This window comes from Aurantibacter sp., assembly GCF_042094015.1.
Classification (GTDB): Bacteria; Bacteroidota; Bacteroidia; order Flavobacteriales; family Flavobacteriaceae; genus Aurantibacter.
The window spans coordinates 14,202-32,286 of record NZ_JBELDZ010000025.1; the positions used below are offsets into that span (position 1 = coordinate 14,202).

Here is an 18,085-nt window from a genome sequence, read left to right on the forward strand (position 1 = left end):
TTTTTTTTTATGATATTAAAGGAAGCTTAATTGTAAACGTGCTTCCAACACCTTTTTCACTTTCTACTTTTATATGACCTTGATGATCATCTACAACTTGTTTTACATAAGCCAATCCTAATCCGTGACCTTTAACATTATGTACATTACCTGTATGTTCTCTATAGAACTTCTCAAAAACTCTTTTCTGAACCACCTTACTCATTCCAGCTCCAAAATCTTTAATATGAAGTAATACAAAATCTCCAACTAACTCTGTAGAAATATCAATCCTTAAAGGCTTATTTTCTGGCGTATACTTAATTGCATTGTCTAAAATATTAACAATAACATTAGTAAAATGAGTTTCGTTAGCTAAAACTGTTGTTTTTGGGGATTTTAAATCTTTCTTAATTTCTCCATTTTTATCCTCTATTATTAACTCTACATGAGACACAGCATCTTCAACCAAATCATGTAAATCAAATTTTTCTTTACTGATATTTAATTCGTTTTTTTCTAACTTTGAAATACGTAAAACATGTTCTACTTGTGCATGCATTCGTTTATTTTCTTCTCTTATCATTCCTAAATAACGTAACACCTTCTCTTTGTTATCTATTATTTTAGGGTTTCTTATAGCGTCTAGTGCTAAGTTTATAGTTGCTATAGGTGTTTTAAATTCATGCGTCATATTATTTATAAAATCGGTTTTAATTTCCGAAATCTGACGTTGTTTTATTAACTGTAATAAAGCGCTTGAGAATGCTATAATGATAATTCCTGTAAATAGAATTGATAAAATTAAATTAGTATAAACACTTGAAAAAGCATAATTACTTCGTTTTGGAAAATTAACTAAAAGTCTGTAATTATTTTTTTGATTTCTATTACTAAATATGGGCAAACTAAAAGGTGCAGCTTGCTCTATATCAAAATCTTCAGTTCTTATCTTAGTTGATAAATTATTACTAAAAATTGCAAATTCGTAATCTAAATTTATTTCGTCTTCTGATAATTTAAACTTAAGCAATTCATCTATTTTCTTTACAGAAGTTCTTTTTTGAATTGGTATTCTATAAGCATAATCTGAATAAAAAGCATCCCATAATATCTGTTCATGTTCTGAAATTGTACTCATTTCCGACAATAGTCCTGATAGTTTTCCAGAACCATCTAAATTATTATCTTCAAATATTTTTGTTTCGCGTTGATTTATTATTCTTTTAACATTAATACTATCCAAACCAACATCAAACAAGGCAGACGATAATTTAAAGTTTTCTTCTAAAATTCCGTTTCTATATAGTAGTGTTTTATTATTACTTCTATCCTCTTCCTTTATGTAAAAATTAATAATTGCTGTAGTATCTATTTTTCCTCCATTAGCAATTAAATCTTTTATTTTTATATTATGGCTTAATTTATCGTCTTTTTCTATTGACAAAACCACATAACTTAAAGACTTCTTTACATTGGCTTTAAATTGATTTTCGAAAGTTGTAATAGAATTGTTAATATAATAAGCCTGAAGACATATAATTCCCGTTAGAGAAAGACTCATTAATACTACAAGTACTATAAACTTAATTCTATTCATTAGTCAAATTTAACATTTTAACATTTGCTGCGTTAAGAGTTTAACCAAAAGTTAACAATTATGTTAAAAAAATTATTTTTCTGACACTTTAAGTAATGAATTGTGGATTTTTTTAACGATTTCTTTTGTTTTACTTATTTCATCGTTTATAATAACAAAATCTGATTTTTCTTTTTTAATTTCATCTGTTGTTTGATGAGACATTATAGCTTCAACCTTTTCCCTATTTGAGGTATCTCTTGAAACAACCCTTGCTATTCTAATATCTTTATTCGCAATAACAGAGATAACAATATCGTAATTGTCTTGTGTGTTATTTTCAAAAATTAAAGCTGATTCAGATATTACATAAGGAGCTTTTTGTTTTACAAACCAGCGCTTAAAATGCCTTGCTACTTTTGGGTGCACAATAGCATTTATTTTTTTTAATAGAACCTCATCTTTGAAAATTTTTGATGCTACAAATTGCCTATTCAATTCACCTTTAACATATACCTCTTCTCCTAATAATTGTTTTAATTGCCTTATTAACACCTTAGAAGTCACCATTAGTTTTTTAGCTTCTAAATCTGCTATATAAATAGGAATACCAAATTCTGAAAAAAGATTTGCTACTGTAGTTTTACCACTACCAATTCCGCCTGTCAATCCTACTTTTAATGGTGTCATTCTGTTATAATATAATCAACTTTCTTTAAATTTACTCTTGCCGTTTTCACATTAGAATTATTAAAATCTAATCTTGGCACCAAGTAATTAGAAGTGCTATTAATAGTATTATAATCAATAATTACTTTAAAGTCTGATTCTCTTACAGAATTAAAATGATTTAATGTTGTATAATATACAACAGTTGCATTTTTTGGGAAGTAAGTAACCTTAGTTGTTTTTGGTTTATTAATTAATTCTAACGGAACTAGAAAAGAACCTTCTGTAAACTTATCCACTTCAAAAGACAAATCTACTTTTGAAACATTAGATTTTATGCTTGAGTTGTATGCTTTAAAATCTAAATCAATAGTTATATTTTTAGAAGAATTAACTTTTTTTAACTCAACTCTTTTTGTACTAACAAACTCTACAGTATCTAATATAGATTTTGGCCCAATTAACTTAACTTTCTGTGGTGATATTTTTATAGAATCTACAATATCAAAACCATTACTAAACTCAATGTTTTTTACTAATTTTACAGGTGTCATTTTTGTGTAATTTAAATCAAATTCAAATACTAACCCTTCTGTATTATATAAAATTGACTCAGCCGTTTTTGGCAAATAAGAATTTAATTTCTTTTTATTATCATTTATTCTAAATAAATAATCTGTTGTCCTAATCAGGCTATCTTTTTTAAAATCAATTTTTATTTTTGGTGAATTAAATACGTATGATAACCATTTAAAACCATCTGCTTTAAATGAAATATCTAAAGTACTATTCCTATTTATCAAAACTATTTCTGCAGGAACATTAACAGTTTCAATTTCAAAGCGTAATGTATTTGTATAATTTTGAGACAACTTTGTAATAATTAGAATAAAAAACGCCATACTTAAAAATAGCACAAACACATTCAAGCGCCTACTTTTAATAAGTAATTTTAAACGAATTAATAATTGTTTCATTATAACGGTTTAAAAAATAATTTTGGAAATAATTCAGCAGCCGGTTTATTACTAACCATTAATTTTAAAGTTGACTTTACAAAACCATATCCATAACCCAAAAACTGAATATTAACAGCTATTAAAGCTTGTATTGCAATAACTAAATGTTTTGTTTTTAATAATGATAAAACAAAGACTAGAGCATAATAAAGTCCTAGTAAAACAATAGGTAAATAAAACTGAAAACCTGATAATACCAAACTAAAAATCACAAAAAACAAAAAACAAGTTGGAAGCCAGTATGTTATTTTTTTAGTTGATGGATGCCATGAGTTTAAAATTGGTCTCACACTACCAAATTTATATACTTGTGTATAAAATTTAGACCAAGAAAGTCGTCTTTTATGATATACAAAAGCATTAGGCAATAATTTTGTTTTAAATCCTAAGTTAGTTAACCTTATAGATAAATCTGGGTCTTCACCTGGATGAATTTGTCCAAAACCATTAGTTTTTAAAAAAGCAATTTTAGAAAGCCCCATATTAAAGCTTCTAGGCTCAAAACGAGTTAAACTTTTAGCACGACCTCTAATCCCACCAGTTGTAAAAAAACTAGTCATACTAAAATTAATAGCTTTTTGTAATTTTGAAAACGAGCTATGAGCAGCATCTGGTCCGCCAAAACAATCTACATACTCAATTTCTAAACCTTTTTTAACCTCTTGTAAATATTGATTTGGCAGTATACAATCGCTATCTAATATTATAAAGTAATCACCTTTTGCTTTACGCATACCGTAATTTCTAGAATCTCCAGGACCAGAATTAGACTTTTGGTAATAGCTAATATTTAAATTTGACAGAAACGATTTTGCTATTTCTTGAGAGGGTTTTGTAGAACCATCTTCTACTATTACAATTTCAAAGTCTTTATCTCCTGTTAAAGCCATAAAACTTTCCAGAAGCTCTTGAATTTCTTCTGGCCTGTTGTAGACAGGAATAATAAATGAAAACTGTAATTGCATCTTACAAATGTAAGTTAATCCTATAAAAAAAGCCACCAAAATTGGTGGCTTTTAAATAAAATATAATTAGTTAAATATTATTTATTTAACCAAGCTTTACGAATATTATTTTGTTCTGTAGTAGCATCTGGATTAACTGATAAAGATTGTCCAGTTGTATAAGATTGTGTTAAAGCTGTTTTAATTCTAACTTCTTCTTCTCCACGTAACAAAACTACATCTACTTCTGTACCTGGTTGCCACATAAATGCACCACCTAAAACTTGTTGTGCGTTTTGCATTGACAATTTAGTCCCGTTAATAGATTTAACAACGTCATTTTCTTTTGCTCCAGCCTCATGCCAAAAACTATTTTTAGCAACTAAACCATTAAAATAGAAATTGCCTTTTGCTTGATCTGCAGCAAAAATTAAAGCACCATCATTTTGAATATAATTTGTTTTAATTTTAGACTCAGATAAAACTAAACCTACTTTATTAAAAAATGTATTATAATCTATTGGAGTTCCTCCAACTACATTCTTTGTTAAAAACTCTCCAACACTAGGATAAGTCATTGCTGTAATTTCAGCAATTAAAGTATCATCGTTAAATGGTTTACTTTTTCCATATTTAATAGATAGTTCTTTCATTAAAGATAACATACTTCTGTTACCATTATTACTTTCTTCTCTCATTAAAATATCTATACACATTCCTATTAAAGCTCCTTTACTATAAACGTTAAGGTATTGTCCTGCGTAAGGTTCCTCTAAAATATTCTCACTCATTTCAGTAAAACTCATACTGTCATTCATTCCTGAAGCAGATTTTATTTTACCCATTACTTTATTATAAAACTCATCTTGTTCTACTAAACCTTCATATACTTGAAAATGTGTAGCAAAATACTCAGTTACACCTTCGTACATCCATAAGTGCTTAGAAAATGTTGGTTTGTTATAATCGAAATAATGAACATCTTCAGAATGTACACTTAAAGGTGTTACTATATGAAAAAACTCATGAGAAACTACATCTGTCATACTACTAGCTAATGCTGCATCTGGCATCATCTCTGGTAAAACAACTACTGTAGATGTATGGTGTTCTAAAGCTCCAAAACCTTGTGGTGCACCTTCACCTTGTCCTGCTAAATATAAATAGATATCATATCTTGGTGTTGTATTAACATCTCCTAAATATTTTTTCTGAGCTAGCATCATTTTTTGCATTACTTCTTTAATTTTAGAAGCTTTGTGTACACCATTTGGAGAATATACACTCAATACAATTTTAATATCACCAACTAGAAATTCTTCAACATCTAATTTTCCATAAAACATTGGATTATCTGTAATATCAAAATAACGTGGTGCAAAATAAGTCGCTTTTACAGAACCGTTTTCTAAAGTTGTAGAACCAGTTTCTTGTAATGCCGAAGTATGTACAAAATCTGCAGGAGAAACTACATCTAACTTATATTGTGCATTTTTTAAACTATCGAAATAACCAATAAAACCATGTAAATTCATAACATAGTTTGTAGGCTCAATATTTGTTCCTGCTGGAGAGAATGGTACTTCATTACCAATTCCGCCTCCACCATTAGCAGATTCCATATCAAACGTGTCGTTTACATTATAAGTAATATAATCTAAGCTTTTAGCACTTGCAATAGTCCATGTGTTTATATCTGCTTTAGTTGTAGCTAATTCATTACCACTATAATCAAACGCCTTAAAATCGTCTACATATTTACCAAAATCACTTACAGAATATGTTCCTTGAACAACTCTAGGCAATCTGTACGTTACCATTTCAGCTGTAAAACGTCCTGGATTTATTATTACAGGAGCTTTATCGTTTGCTACTTTAGTAAGATCTATACTTGTAACAATAGGAATTGACACTGCTAAATCGTTACTAACAGCAGTTTTAGAACCGTTACAACCTACTAATAAAAAGCTTGTTGCAACAGCCGAAAAGACTAATTTTTTCATCGTTTAATTTTTATGATTTTTTGTATTAGTAGCCAAAAGTAGAATTTGTTACACTTTAATCTGTAAACTTTTTGTTAAAATGTTAATTTTATGTTTATGAGTTTATAATGGTATTAGTATCTTTGATAAACTTTTTATTCATGCAGCTTAAACATCCAGAATTACTTTATGCTTTATTTTTGCTGCTTATCCCTATTTTAATTCATTTATTTCAACTTAGAAAATTTAAAAAAGAAAGTTTTACAAACGTAGCTTTCTTAAAAAATTTAAAATTAAAAACACGTAAGAGTTCGCAAATAAAAAAATGGTTAATTCTATGCTCAAGGTTATTGTTTTTGTCCTTTTTAATCTTTGCATTTACCCAACCATATTATTCTAAAAACAATAGTGTTAATACAACTCAAGAAACAGTTATTTATTTAGACAATTCTTTTAGCTTACAAGCAAAAGGAAAAGAAGGTGAATTATTGAAACGAGCTATTCAAAGTTTAATACAAGAAGTTCCAGAAAATAGTGTTTTTAGTTTAGTAACAAATAACAACACCTACAAAAACACAAACTTAAATGCTATTAAGAAAGAGTTATTACAAACCAAATACTCAGCTAATCAATTAAATTATAAATCGGCATTATTAAAGTCTGAATCTTTATTTAGTAATTCTAAAGACACTAATAAAAATATTATATTTATTAGTGATTTTCAGCAAAGCAGCACTTTATTTAACGATAATCAAAAAGACTATAATTTACAGTTAGTAAAACTAGAAGCAGAATCAAAAAATAATATTTTTGTTAACTCACTTTACATTTCCAAAAGAAATACAAACACACTAGAATTAGCAATTAAACTAAAAGGTGAAGCTTCAAAAAATACTACAATTCCAATTTCATTATATAATAAAAATGTTTTGGTTACTAAATCTTCAACTGAAAATTTAGAAAATGACACCTTATATTTTACAATTCCAACAAGCCAAACATTTGAAGGTGTTTTTAAAATTGAAGATGAAGGATTAACGTTTGATAATGATTTTTATTTCAGCATAAATAAACAAGATTTTATTTCTGTATTAGAAATTAGCGATTCAGGTAACGCTTCTTTTTTAAATCGGATTTTTACAGATGATGAATTTATTTTCACAACTAAATCTATTAATAATTTAGATTATAGTATAATAGAAAATCAGAATTTCATTGTACTAAATGAACTAAAAACAATTCCACAATCCTTAATTTCTAGTTTAAACCAGTTTCAAAAAAATGGTGGTTCAATTAGTATTATTCCAAATCGAGAAGCAAATATAGACACATACAACCTAGCATTAAAACAATTTAAAATTGGAAGTTTTAACACATTAAATTCAAACAAAAAAAGTGTAACCACAATTAATTATTCGCATCCTATATTCGCTAATAATGTATTTGAAAAACAAGTCAAAAATTTTCAATACCCAAACGTAAGTAGCTTTCTAACTTCAAATTTTAAAAACACATCTAACCTATTAAGTTTTGAAGATCAAAGTTCATTTTTAGTTTCTAAAAATAATGTTTACGTCTTTAGTTCGGCTTTAAACAAAAACAATTCAAATTTCACGCTTCAAAACCTCGTAGTTCCCACATTTTATAATATGGCACTACAAAGTTTACAACCTCAACAACTTTATTATAAGGTTGGAAACACAGAAACTATTACAGTAACATCTAAACTAAACAAAGATGTTGTTTTAAGTCTAAAAAATAATTCTGCTAATTTTATTCCGCTACAACAGCAACAAAAAAACAAAGTTATTATTAAAACAGAAGCACTACCTGAAGATTCTGGAAATTACAATATAACTAATAAAGAAGCTATTCTAAAAACCGTAAGCTATAATTACAGTTCAAAAGAAAGTAAACTTAATTACTATAACCTAGATGCTTTTAGTAATGTAAACAAAACTATAAATTCTGTTTTCTCTACTTTAAAAAGTGACATAAAAATCCACGAGCTATGGAAATGGTTTGTTATTTTTGCATTATTCTTTTTATGTATTGAAATGCTATTAATAAAATTTCTAAAATGAATTTAATCTTAAAGTCTGCTAGAATTATAGATACAAACAGTTCGCACCATAATGCAACTAAAGATATTTTAATTGAAAATGGAATTATTTCCAAAATAGCAAAAAACATAGAAAACATTAATAACTACAAGGAAATAGAACTAGAGAACTTACACGTCTCTCAAGGTTGGTTTGATAGTAGCGTTTGTTTTGGAGAACCTGGTTTTGAAGATAGAGAAACAATACAAAACGGATTAAATACCGCAGCAAAATCGGGCTTTACAAGTGTTTGCATGCAAGCTAATACAAAACCTGTTTTAAATAACAATTCAGATATTTTTGCCATAAAAGGTAGATCTGCTAATCACGCAGTTAGTTTATTACCAGTTGGAGCTTTAACTACCAATAGCGACAGTTTGGATTTAGCCGAGTTATTCGATATGCTCCAAGCTGGAGCTGTTGCATTTAGCGACTACAAAATCCCTGTAAAGAATCCTAACCTTTTAAAGATAGCATTACAGTATACTAAACAGTTTAAGGCTGTAGTTTGCTCTTTTCCATTAGAACAACAGATTTCTGGAAAAGGAGTAATGAATGAGGAATTGACTAGTACAAAAACTGGACTAAAAGGCTCTCCAAACTTAGCAGAAAGCATGCAAGTAGCACGAGATTTGTTTTTACTAGAATATACTGAGGGACAATTACACATTCCTACAATTTCAACAAAAGAAAGTGTAGAATTGATTCGAGAAGCTAAAAAGAAAGGTTTAAATATTACATGTAGCGCAGCAATTCATAATTTGTTTTTCACAGATGAAATGCTTTCAGATTTCAACACACAATACAAAGTAAATCCTCCTTTAAGAATTCAGACAGATATTGATGCTTTAATTGAAGGTTTAAAGGATGGTACTATAGATATGGTAACATCAGACCATAACCCAGTTACAATTGAAGACAAAAACATAGAATTTGAAAATGCAGCATATGGAACTATTGGTTTAGAAACTGCTTTTGGAGCATTAAACACTTTATTTACAACTGAAAAAAGTGTTGAACTCTTAACTAAAGGAAAAGCAATTTTTAATGCAAATACACATTGCATAGAAGAAGGACAAACCGTCGATTTGTCTCTTTTTAATCCTGAAACAAAATACACTTTTGCTAAAAATAATATTTTTTCAAAATCAAAAAATAGTATTTTCTTAAATCACGATTTAAGAGGAAACGTTTACGGAATAGTTGCTAATAATAAACACGTTTTATAATGAATCAAGATACAATTGACCAAGGAAAAACTTATGCTGTAGTTGGCTACTTAACCTTAATAGGTTCTATAATTGCAATTATAATGAATAGCGATGTAAAAAATCCGTTTACAACATTTCACAATAGACAAGGATTAGGATTATGTTTAAGTTATTTAATTTTTGGATACGTACAAGGTTTATATGATAATTGGTTAATAACTCTTCCTTTTATGATTTGTTTTGGCTTATTATTAATTTTTGGAGTTGCAACAGCTGCAACAGGAAAAATGATATTAATTCCAGTAATTGGACCGTTTTTCCAAAAAATATTTGCAAATATTATAAAATAACAAATGAGCAATTTAGTTTTAGAACATATCGTTAGACCTTCAAGTTTAAAAGAAAATGCTCCTGTTTTAATTTTACTTCACGGTTATGGAAGTGATGAAAACGATTTATTTTCTTTTGCACAAGAATTACCCGAAGAGCTATTTATAATTTCTGCAAAAGCACCTTACCCAATGCAACCTTATGGAAACGCCTGGTATGCTATAAATTTTGATGCAGACAAAGGTAAATGGAGCGACAATGATGAAGCGATAAAGTCTAGAGACATAATTGCTGAATTTATAGACCAAATTCCAGAAGTATATCCTGTAAATAAAAATAATATAAACTTATTAGGGTTTAGTCAAGGCTGTATCTTAAGTTTTTCTGTTGCTTTTACATACCCAGAAAAACTTAAAAACATAATAGGATTAAGCGGTTACATTAATCAAGATTTATTTACAATACAACAAAAAGAAGCTTACAAACATTTAAATATCTACAGCTCTCACGGAAGTGTAGATCAAGTAATACCAGTAGATTGGGCAAGAAACACATCACCTTTTTTAGAAGCATTAGATATTAATTTTAAATACAACGAATTTCCAGTAGGTCATGGCGTAGCGCCACAAAACTTTTATGAATTTAAAAGTTGGTTAGAAAAATTGATTTAAAACTTTTTTAGATAAAACACTTTTGTTTAAAAAACAATCTAGAAACAAAAAAGCACCTAGTTTAATAGGTGCTTTTCTTTAAGTTAGATTCTTAAATCTATTAATCTAAAGGATATAATAATTGATCTAAAGCTTTAAACCTTAAATCATCATTCTTGTCTAAACTATAAGAAATTAACATTTCTCCCCAAACTGTTCCATCAGAAAAATCGGCAATAATCCATTTATGATTTAATAACCTTATACTGTTAAAAACTAGTTTTTTTCCTCCAGTACCAGCATACGGAATTAATGGATGATCTGTTCCGTCATATTCATTCATAGAATACAAAGCATCTTTTACAATTGGCTCTAATCTAATACCATCTACACCATCTCGGTCAAAATAATTTAAAGCATCTTGGCTTTTACTTAAATTAAACGCTGAAAAATCATCTAATTGCATTGTTAAATTAGCTATAGAATCTTTATAAACTTCAACATCTGCTTCTGCTCTTAGTAAATTCTTATCGTAATCTTCTATTATTTTTTTAGAATTCATAAATTGAAACACCACTAGTAAAAGGGTGAAAATAAACAAATACATAAAAATTCTATTTTTCATAAATATGGGTTTTAATAAATATTAATTTTAAGCATATCATATGCTAAATAAACGTTTTCTGGAAGTCTTTGTTGTACATCAGCATGAAATCCTAACTTATGACTTATATGCGTTAAGTAGGCTTTATTAGGTTTTAAATCGTCAATAATTGCTAAAGCTTCGTCTAAGGTAAAGTGTGATGGGCTAAAAGTTTCCCTTAAAGCATTTATAACTAAAACATCTAGGTTTTTTAGTTTCTTCAATTCTTCAGATTTAATAGTTTTCATATCTGTTAAATACGCAAAATTATCTATTCTAAAACCGAAAACTTGTAGTTTGTTATGTAATCCATTTATAGGAATAATAGGTTTATCTCCTAAAATAAATTCCTTATTCTCAATCTCGAAAGTATCTACTACTGGAGAACCGGGATATTTATTTTCTGTAGTAAAAATATAATCAAAACGCGTACGCAACTCACCTAAAACGCGTTTATGTGCATAAAAAGGTAAAGCTCCTTGCTTAAAACAAAATGGTCTAATGTCATCTAGTCCTGCAGTATGATCTGCATGTTCGTGTGTAAAGAGAACACCATCTAAACTGTTTACATTAGCACGTAACATTTGTTGTCTAAAATCTGGACCACAATCTATAACATATGTATAATTCTCCCATTCTAATAAGATAGAAACACGTAAACGTTTGTCTTTTGAATTTGAACTTAAACATACAGGATGAGTGCTTCCAATAATTGGAATTCCTTGAGAAGTACCTGTTCCTAAAAATGTGATTTTCAAACTCATATTTAACAAAAACAAAAATAGGATATTTTTTTTGTTTGATTAATGAAAATGATACATTTGTAATAGAACCGAATCTAGTTTAAATGGAAGAAATCACACTAAAAGGCGACAAGGAAATAGAAAGTATACCGTCGATTAAAGACAAAGCATTACGTATAAACCTAAATGATAATATTTATGGTACGTTTGCCGAAATTGGTGCTGGACAAGAAACAGTTCGTCAGTTTTTTAGAGCTGGTGGAGCTTCTGGTACTATTGCAAAAGCAATGTCTGCTTACGATAAAGCTTTTAGTGATGCTATTTATGGTATTGAAGCTGACAAGCGTTATGTTACCGAAGCTAGGCTACGTAAAATGTTATCTCATGAAATTGATTTAATTGAAGAACGTTTAAGTAGAGATGAACATCCTAATAAATTCTTTTTTAGCTATGCTAATACAGTAGCTACAATAGATTTTGCTAAAAAATATAAAGGACACGGATGGGTTGGAATTAAATATCAAATAGACCCAACACAAGAATATAACGAGATTACATTACATATTCGTTTTAAAGAAAGTGATGCGCGTCTACAACAAGAAACATTAGGAGTTCTTGGAACGAATCTTATATATGGTGCTTTTTACAAGTACAATCAGCCTAAAAAACTACTTAAATACCTTTACGATCATTTAGACAAAGACCAATTAGAAATAGACACAATTAATTTTTCTGGTCCTGTTTTTGAAGATGTAGATAACCGTTTAATGAGTTTACAACTAGTCAAAAACGGAATGACAGATGCTGTAATGTTTGCTCCAGATGGTAATAATGTTTTACCTGCACGTGTACTTTATAAAAGAAACATTTTAGCATTACGTGGTAGTTTTAGACCTGTAACAAAAGTAAACATAGATATGTACAAAAAATCGTACGATATGTTTATTAAAGAAAATAAAGTGGATGAAGAAAAAACCCAAGTTATTTTTGAAATTACACTTTCTAATCTAAGAGCGCAAGGAGAAATAGATGAGCAGGATTTTATGGATCGTGCAAGATTATTATGTTCTTTAGGTCACACAGTATTGATTTCTAATTTCCAAGAATATTACAAATTAGTTGAATATTTCTCTCAATATACCAAAGCTAGAATGGGATTAGCTATGGGCGTAAATAATTTAGTAGATATTTTTGATCAGAAATACTATTCTCATTTAAGTGGTGGGATTTTAGAAGCTTTTGGTAAGTTATTCTTTAAAGATTTACGTGTGTACTTATATCCTATGAAAAATGATGATGGGACACTAACAACAAGCGATAACTTAAAAGTACATCCACGTATGAAAGAACTATACAAATTCTTTAAATACAACGGAAAGGTTACAGATATAGAAGATTACGATGAAAAAAATTTAGTTGTATTTTCTAGAAAAGTTTTAAAAATGATTAGTGCTGGAGAAAATGGTTGGCAAGATATGCTTCCAGAAGGTGTTTCTAAATTAATTATGGAAAAAAGCTTATTTGGTTGCGAAACTGAAGATGCTTCTTCTTTTGACTAATTAGTCGTTTAAATAAAAAAAGAGCTCAAAATGAAATTCATTTTGAGCTCTTTTTAGTTCAACTATTTTGTAAAATTAAGATAATTCTAAAATTTGAGCTGCGTGATCTTTAGTTTTCACTTTATCAATAACGTGAGATACAATCCCATTCTCGTTTACTAAAAATGTTTTTCTATGAATACCATCGTATTCTCTACCCATAAACTTTTTTAAACCCCAAACACCAAAAACATTAATAACTTCTTTGTCTTCATCTGCTAAAAGTGGAAATGGAAACTTATATTTATTTCTAAAATTAGTTTGACGTTTTTCTGAATCTGCACTTACACCTAAAATCTCGTAACCTTGTTTTTGTAACGTTTCGTAATTATCAGTTAAATTACAAGCTTCTGCAGTACAACCTGGAGTGCTAGCTTTTGGGTAAAAGAATACTATTAACTTTTTCCCTTCATAATCAGATAATTGTATTTTATTACCATCTTGATCGTTTACTGAAAAATTTGGAACTTTATCGCCTTGTTTTAATGTATTCATAATTGTAATTTTGTATTAATCATTATCTCTCAAAAATACAACTTATGACTAAGCAAGAAAAGGTAGATTTTGTTATAAATACGTTAAATGATTTATATCCCGAAATACCAATTCCTTTAGATCATAAAGACCCATACACATTACTTGTTGCTGTTTTGTTATCTGCACAATGTACAGATGTTAGAGTAAATCAAATAACACCACTACTCTTTGCTAAAGCTGATAATCCTTATGATATGGTAAAACTTTCTGTAGATGAAATTAAAGCTATTATTAGACCTTGTGGCTTAAGTCCTATGAAAAGTAAAGGTATTTACGGTTTATCTAAAATGTTAATTGAAGAACATAATGGAGTTGTTCCGCAAAATTTTGAAGCCTTAGAACGTTTTCCTGCTGTTGGTCACAAAACAGCAAGTGTAGTAATGAGCCAGGCTTTTGGTGTCCCAGCTTTTCCTGTAGACACACATATTCATAGGTTAATGTACAGATGGAATTTAACCAATGGAAAAAACGTACAACAGACCGAAAAAGATGCCAAGCGATTATTTCCAGAACACACTTGGAACGATTTACATTTACAAATTATTTGGTATGGCAGAGAATATTCACCTGCAAGAGGTTGGGATTTAGACAGAGATATAATTACAAAAACAATTGGTAGAGTAAGTGTTTTAAAAGATTATAAAAAACAACATAAAACCTTATAATTAAAATCGAAAAGAAGAATAAACACATCCCTGTATTTAGAGCTACCAAAAGAAAATCATTTTTTAAAATACAATTTTACATACTAAATTGCTACTTTTAATGTTAAACACATTTACTTTGAAAATTAGAAAACTCTGGAAACACGTATTATTAATACTAATTTTTATTCCTATTTTATTAATAGGAAGTCTAATATTATACATTCAAAGTAACCAATCTGAAATTATCAAAGAAGAAATTGTTAAACTAAACAAAGAACACAAAGGTCTTATTCGTATTGGTAAAAGTAAGTTGTCACTTTTTGAAAACTTCCCATATATCTCTTTAAAAATATATGATGTCCAAATTTTTGAAACAAAAGAACGCAACGCATCAGTAATAATGGATGTAAAAGATATTTCTGTTGGTTTTAATCTATCGGATATTCTAAAAGGAAATTATGATATTCAAGCTTTATTAATAGAAGAAGGTGTTTTCAATATTGTTATTCATGAAAATAACACAACAAATATTGAAAACTCCTTAACAAGTAATACTGAAACTGAAACATCATCCTCAAATATTCATCTCAAAAAAATCGAATTTAAAAACCTAGATATTCATACTATAGACGAAGCTACTAAAACAGATGTCGAAAAATTCATTTACACAGGAAAAGGTGGTTTTAGCTTAAAAAACAGCATTATAGCTGGACATATCGATACCAAATTTGAATTAAATATTATAAAAAATAGAGATACAACCTTTATAAACAAAAAACATTTTGAAGTTCATACAGACCTAACATTTAATAAAAACACAGGCATTCTTAACATACAACCTTCCGGTATTGTAATGGAAAATGGCGATTTTGAGCTAGAAGGATCCATAGACACAAAAAACGATGTAAACCTTGATCTTTCTGTAAATGGAACAAAGCCCAATTTTGATATGCTTATAGCATTTGCTCCAACAGATGTAATACCCATATTGGAGAAATACAAAAATGCTGGTGAAATTTATTTTAAGGCTACTATTAAAGGAACTTCTAATAAAGGTAATAGACCATTTATTAATGCACATTTTGGTGCTGGAAAAGCCTTTTTAGAAAATACATCTAATGAGAAAAAAATTGATAAAATGGGCTTTAAAGGACATTTTACCAATGGAGAAAAAAGAGACATAACTACTATGGAATTCTCTTTAACAGATATGACTGCTTCTTTAGAAAAGGGAGAATTTAAAGGATCTGTTTTTGTGAAAAATTTTGAATCTCCAGAAGTAGATATGCAGATAGATTCTAATTTTAATCTCAATTTTATTGCAGATTTTCTTGAATTAGAACAAGTAGAAGATATCTCTGGTGATGTTTCGCTAAAAATGAACTTTCATGATATTATTGATATTGACAAGCCTGAAAAAGCATTAGAAAAACTCAATCAAGCATACTATACAGAATTAATTGTAAAAGACGTTAATTTAAATGCTAAAGAACTTCCAGTTCCTTTGCAAAATTTAAATGCACATTTAGTAATGAATGGTAAAAAAGCTTCTTTAGACCAGTTTAATATGTTAATGGGGAATTCAGATTTATCAGCAACTGGCTTTATTTCAGATTTACCTGCAATTATACATCATACTAATATCCCAGTCGAAGCTCATTTAGATATTACATCTAATACTATAGATGTTACTGAATTAACTCATTTTTCAAAAAAAGATAGTATCCAAAATGGCTTGGATGAACAAATTGAAAATCTAAGTTTAGGACTTTCTTTTAAAACTTCGGCAAAAGACTTAACCACATATACCTATTTACCAAAAGGAGATTTTTTTATCGATAGTTTAAATGCAGATTTAAAACATTACCCACATAAATTACATGATTTTCATGCAGATATTTTAATAGAGAACAAAGATTTACAACTAGTAGACTTTACAGGCTATATAGATGATAGTGATTTTCATTTTGATGGTAAAATACATGATTATGCTTTTTGGATGCAACCCAGCCTAAAAGGAGATATAGATTTAGATATAAATCTAACATCTAACAAATTAAGGTTGGAAGATATTTTTTCGTACAAAGGAGAAAACTATGTTCCAAAAGAATATAGACATGAGGAGTTTGGTAATTTAGGCCTACACTTCAACTCTAGTATGCACTATAAAGATAGTACTCTACATTCCATAGATTTAACTATAGATAAGTTAGACACAAAAATGAAATTGCATCCATTTCGTTTTCATGATTTTAAAGGAAATATCCATTACGAAGATAAACATATCGTTGTAAAAAACTTTCATGGTGAAATAGGAACAACTAATTTTAATTTTGATTTAAACTATTATTTGGGAAATAATACGGAAATAAAGAAAAGAGATAATTATCTCGAGTTAAAGGCAAATTATATTGATTTTGATGCGCTTTCCAACTTTAATTTAAGTTCGTCAAAACAAACTAAAGTCGCTACCTCAAAAACTAAAGATGTAGAAGAACATGCAAATGCTTTTAATTTATACGAGTTACCATTTACAGATATGCAATTTAAAGTTGATATTGGTCACTTTATTTATCATAGAATAGACCTTCAAAAAATTAAAGCTAACATAAGAACAACTCCTAACCATTATGTTTACATAGATACATTACATATGAATGCAGCTGGAGGAAACATTCGATTAAACGGATATTTTAATGGTAGCGATCCTAAACATATCTATATGCAACCAGATTTGGTTATGAATAATGTTGACTTGAGTAAATTGTTATTCAAATTCGAAAACTTTGGTCAAGACCATCTTGTTTCAGAAAACCTACAAGGACAACTAAGTTCTAGAATTAAAGGCAAAATTAGAGTTTACCCAGATATGGTACCGGATTTAGATCAATCTACCATAGAAATGGATGTAAAAGTATTAAATGGTAAGTTAAAAAATTACGATCCAATGTTAGCGCTTTCAGACTATATGGGAGAAAAAAATCTAAAAAACATAAAGTTTGATACCTTACAAAATAGCATAAACATAAATAAAGGCAAAATAAATATTCCTTCCATGACAATTGAATCTACTTTAGGACATATAGAGTTGTCTGGTACACATGATAATAATCAAAATATAGATTATTACGTACGTATTCCTTGGAAAACAATAAGAAAAGCCTCTTGGCAAAAATTATTTGGAAAAAAGAAAGATACTATTACCAATAAAGAACAAGAAGATAAAATTATAGAAGTAGATCTTAACAAAAAAGTAAAATATCTTAATCTAATAATTAAAGGAAATATAAATGACTATAAAATATCTTTAGGTAAGAAATAGACTAATGTATAAGCAGAACGTAAATCAAACCGAAAAAGAGACCAAACATATATTACCTAAAAACAGTTAAATTTAGTTGGCAAAAAATAATGTAATTACCAAAACTACTAGTAGAACAAGTTTTTTTAAA

Annotated in this window: 15 protein-coding genes; 7 read left to right on the forward strand and 8 right to left on the reverse strand. The window is 28.5% G+C overall.

Annotated elements, in window-relative coordinates; genetic code table 11:
• Positions 1-7: 7 nt before the first annotated feature.
• From ACFDSN_RS05530 to ACFDSN_RS05550, 5 genes are all read right to left on the reverse strand, one after another.
• Entirely contained in the window at positions 8-1,579 is a 1,572-nt protein-coding gene (locus tag ACFDSN_RS05530; RefSeq protein WP_375238841.1) for a sensor histidine kinase, read from the reverse strand.
• Positions 1,580-1,651: 72 nt separating this feature from the next.
• On the reverse strand, positions 1,652-2,248 hold the full coding sequence (coaE, locus tag ACFDSN_RS05535; RefSeq protein WP_375238842.1) for a dephospho-CoA kinase: 597 nt from the start codon (positions 2,246-2,248) through the stop codon (positions 1,652-1,654).
• Complete coding sequence (locus ACFDSN_RS05540; RefSeq protein WP_375238843.1) at positions 2,245-3,204, reverse strand: CdaR family protein; 960 nt, start codon at positions 3,202-3,204, stop codon at positions 2,245-2,247. The genes coaE and ACFDSN_RS05540 overlap by 4 nt, the downstream gene beginning before the upstream one ends.
• Complete coding sequence (locus tag ACFDSN_RS05545; RefSeq protein WP_375238844.1) at positions 3,204-4,211, reverse strand: glycosyltransferase; 1,008 nt, start codon at positions 4,209-4,211, stop codon at positions 3,204-3,206. Before ACFDSN_RS05545 ends, ACFDSN_RS05540 begins: the two co-directional genes overlap by 1 nt.
• Positions 4,212-4,288: 77 nt before the next feature.
• Positions 4,289-6,193 carry a peptidase M61 gene (locus ACFDSN_RS05550; protein WP_375238845.1) on the reverse strand — a complete coding sequence of 635 codons (1,905 nt, stop codon included), beginning with the start codon at positions 6,191-6,193 and terminating at the stop codon, positions 4,289-4,291.
• A gap of 140 nt (positions 6,194-6,333) precedes the next feature.
• Between ACFDSN_RS05550 and ACFDSN_RS05555 the strand changes: the two genes are divergently transcribed.
• The 4 genes from ACFDSN_RS05555 to ACFDSN_RS05570 are packed head-to-tail and all read left to right on the forward strand — an operon-like array spanning position 6,334 to position 10,486.
• Positions 6,334-8,256 (forward strand): BatA domain-containing protein, encoded by a 1,923-nt coding sequence (locus tag ACFDSN_RS05555; protein ID WP_375238846.1) that lies wholly within the window; start codon positions 6,334-6,336, stop codon positions 8,254-8,256.
• Complete coding sequence (locus tag ACFDSN_RS05560) at positions 8,253-9,503, forward strand: dihydroorotase family protein (protein ID WP_375238847.1); 1,251 nt, start codon at positions 8,253-8,255, stop codon at positions 9,501-9,503. The genes ACFDSN_RS05555 and ACFDSN_RS05560 overlap by 4 nt, the downstream gene beginning before the upstream one ends.
• Entirely contained in the window at positions 9,503-9,835 is a 333-nt protein-coding gene (locus tag ACFDSN_RS05565) for a hypothetical protein (protein WP_375238848.1), read from the forward strand. Before ACFDSN_RS05560 ends, ACFDSN_RS05565 begins: the two co-directional genes overlap by 1 nt.
• Before the next feature lie 3 nt (positions 9,836-9,838).
• Positions 9,839-10,486 (forward strand): alpha/beta hydrolase, encoded by a 648-nt coding sequence (locus ACFDSN_RS05570; RefSeq protein ID WP_375238849.1) that lies wholly within the window; start codon positions 9,839-9,841, stop codon positions 10,484-10,486.
• 100 nt (positions 10,487-10,586) lie between these two features.
• Here the strand turns inward: ACFDSN_RS05570 and ACFDSN_RS05575 are convergent, their stop codons facing one another.
• Positions 10,587-11,090: a hydrolase gene (locus ACFDSN_RS05575; protein ID WP_375238850.1), complete on the reverse strand. Its 504-nt coding sequence runs from the start codon at positions 11,088-11,090 to the stop codon at positions 10,587-10,589.
• Between the two features lie 11 nt (positions 11,091-11,101).
• The gene (locus tag ACFDSN_RS05580) at positions 11,102-11,866 is read right to left on the reverse strand and encodes an MBL fold metallo-hydrolase (protein ID WP_375238855.1); all 765 of its coding nucleotides are present in this window, start codon (positions 11,864-11,866) and stop codon (positions 11,102-11,104) included.
• Between the two features lie 89 nt (positions 11,867-11,955).
• Between ACFDSN_RS05580 and ACFDSN_RS05585 the strand changes: the two genes are divergently transcribed.
• On the forward strand, positions 11,956-13,410 hold the full coding sequence (locus tag ACFDSN_RS05585) for a TonB-dependent receptor (RefSeq protein WP_375238851.1): 1,455 nt from the start codon (positions 11,956-11,958) through the stop codon (positions 13,408-13,410).
• Between the two features lie 75 nt (positions 13,411-13,485).
• Here the strand turns inward: ACFDSN_RS05585 and bcp are convergent, their stop codons facing one another.
• The gene (gene bcp / locus ACFDSN_RS05590) at positions 13,486-13,944 is read right to left on the reverse strand and encodes a thioredoxin-dependent thiol peroxidase (RefSeq protein WP_375238852.1); all 459 of its coding nucleotides are present in this window, start codon (positions 13,942-13,944) and stop codon (positions 13,486-13,488) included.
• A gap of 44 nt (positions 13,945-13,988) precedes the next feature.
• Between bcp and nth the strand changes: the two genes are divergently transcribed.
• Positions 13,989-14,651, forward strand: coding sequence for an endonuclease III domain-containing protein (gene nth / locus ACFDSN_RS05595; protein WP_375238853.1), 663 nt, complete (start codon positions 13,989-13,991; stop codon positions 14,649-14,651).
• A gap of 118 nt (positions 14,652-14,769) precedes the next feature.
• On the forward strand, positions 14,770-17,955 hold the full coding sequence (locus ACFDSN_RS05600; RefSeq protein ID WP_375238854.1) for an AsmA-like C-terminal region-containing protein: 3,186 nt from the start codon (positions 14,770-14,772) through the stop codon (positions 17,953-17,955).
• Positions 17,956-18,085 lie beyond the last annotated feature (130 nt).

What these genes read in the sequence shown, in the direction of transcription:
- ACFDSN_RS05530 (WP_375238841.1), bottom strand. Translation starts at nt 1,579, where the DNA reads ATGAATAGAATTAAGTTTATAGTACTTGTAGTATTAATGAGTCTTTCT.
- coaE (WP_375238842.1), bottom strand. Translation starts at nt 2,248, where the DNA reads ATGACACCATTAAAAGTAGGATTGACAGGCGGAATTGGTAGTGGTAAA.
- ACFDSN_RS05540 (WP_375238843.1), bottom strand. Translation starts at nt 3,204, where the DNA reads ATGAAACAATTATTAATTCGTTTAAAATTACTTATTAAAAGTAGGCGC.
- ACFDSN_RS05545 (WP_375238844.1), bottom strand. Translation starts at nt 4,211, where the DNA reads ATGCAATTACAGTTTTCATTTATTATTCCTGTCTACAACAGGCCAGAA.
- ACFDSN_RS05550 (WP_375238845.1), bottom strand. Translation starts at nt 6,193, where the DNA reads ATGAAAAAATTAGTCTTTTCGGCTGTTGCAACAAGCTTTTTATTAGTA.
- ACFDSN_RS05555 (WP_375238846.1), top strand. Translation starts at nt 6,334, where the DNA reads ATGCAGCTTAAACATCCAGAATTACTTTATGCTTTATTTTTGCTGCTT.
- ACFDSN_RS05560 (WP_375238847.1), top strand. Translation starts at nt 8,253, where the DNA reads ATGAATTTAATCTTAAAGTCTGCTAGAATTATAGATACAAACAGTTCG.
- ACFDSN_RS05565 (WP_375238848.1), top strand. Translation starts at nt 9,503, where the DNA reads ATGAATCAAGATACAATTGACCAAGGAAAAACTTATGCTGTAGTTGGC.
- ACFDSN_RS05570 (WP_375238849.1), top strand. Translation starts at nt 9,839, where the DNA reads ATGAGCAATTTAGTTTTAGAACATATCGTTAGACCTTCAAGTTTAAAA.
- ACFDSN_RS05575 (WP_375238850.1), bottom strand. Translation starts at nt 11,090, where the DNA reads ATGAAAAATAGAATTTTTATGTATTTGTTTATTTTCACCCTTTTACTA.
- ACFDSN_RS05585 (WP_375238851.1), top strand. Translation starts at nt 11,956, where the DNA reads ATGGAAGAAATCACACTAAAAGGCGACAAGGAAATAGAAAGTATACCG.
- bcp (WP_375238852.1), bottom strand. Translation starts at nt 13,944, where the DNA reads ATGAATACATTAAAACAAGGCGATAAAGTTCCAAATTTTTCAGTAAAC.
- nth (WP_375238853.1), top strand. Translation starts at nt 13,989, where the DNA reads ATGACTAAGCAAGAAAAGGTAGATTTTGTTATAAATACGTTAAATGAT.